The organism is Chromatium okenii, from assembly GCF_016583745.1.
Taxonomy (GTDB): Bacteria; Pseudomonadota; Gammaproteobacteria; order Chromatiales; family Chromatiaceae; genus Chromatium; species Chromatium okenii.
Genome location: NZ_NRRQ01000109.1, coordinates 1 through 825, shown reverse-complemented (window position 1 = coordinate 825; position 825 = coordinate 1). Strand labels below are relative to the sequence as shown.

The window sequence follows — 825 nt, the reverse complement described above, 5'->3', positions numbered from 1 at the left end:
GATCTGGGCGCAGGTCGTTGATCAAATCTACTAACAGGTCTGGTGCTTCGGCAAAGAGGCGTTTGAAGACGTAGTCGTTAGTAGGGGAGAGTAGTTCGGTCATGGAAGTAGAGTATATCTAGCATTAGCCACCCAGAAGAGATGGCTCAGTTTAGCACAGCTAAACGAGGCGCTATTCCTGCTGCTCAGAACGCAGTTGAGCTACTTCCTCCTGAGTTAAGCCGGTTGCCTGGGCGATCTGTTCATCGGTTAGTGCATTAGTTTTTATAAGGTTTCGGGCGGTTTCGGCATTAGCCTCTTGTCGTCCTTTTTTTTGTCCCTCTTTTATTCCTTCTTGTCGACCCTCTTGTCGACCTTCTTGTCTAGCCTCATTTAGCTGCGATACCTCATCGCGCAGAGCCCGTTCTCTGACGAAAGCGAGCCGGCGGGCTTCCTCGTCAGCACTGAGTTCACGAATGCGGCTCATGGCGCGTTTTACTGGTTCGTGGGCAATCTTGGCCATGGTCAACTTCTCCCTCCGGTAATAAATGTGTCCACTACTCGCATTATGCCACCATATAGTTCACATCCTGATAACCACTAGCTGCCAAATTTCAGAAAATTCCCATATAAATAGGGAACTTTTCCCATTGGCCAGGTTACGATTTGGGAGTAGTATTGATCCTGCATTCGGGGCATGGAAGCCGTCTCCACCGCGCCGCGCAGGAAGCGCATAGCAGCCCTTAGCAGCGGTCAAAGCACATGGATGTGTGCGCTCTGCTTTAAGGTCAGGGCAAAGGATTGCCAGGCGCGGCTAGGGGCATGTCGAGACAAGGAGGCGTGAAG

The 825-nt window shown here is 51.3% G+C and carries 1 protein-coding gene and 1 pseudogene; both read right to left on the bottom strand.

Annotated features, from left to right (window positions below):
* Window positions 1-103: pseudogene (locus CKO12_RS15520) on the bottom strand (Rpn family recombination-promoting nuclease/putative transposase); the annotation flags it as partial.
* A gap of 69 nt (window positions 104-172) precedes the next feature.
* On the bottom strand, window positions 173-502 hold the full coding sequence (locus tag CKO12_RS14380; protein WP_338032770.1) for an RpnC/YadD family protein: 330 nt from the start codon (window positions 500-502) through the stop codon (window positions 173-175).
* Window positions 503-825: the final 323 nt, after the last annotated feature.

Bases quoted from the DNA above. Each gene is read 5' to 3' on its own strand.
- CKO12_RS14380 (WP_338032770.1), bottom strand. From the start codon at position 502: ATGGCCAAGATTGCCCACGAACCAGTAAAACGCGCCATGAGCCGCATT.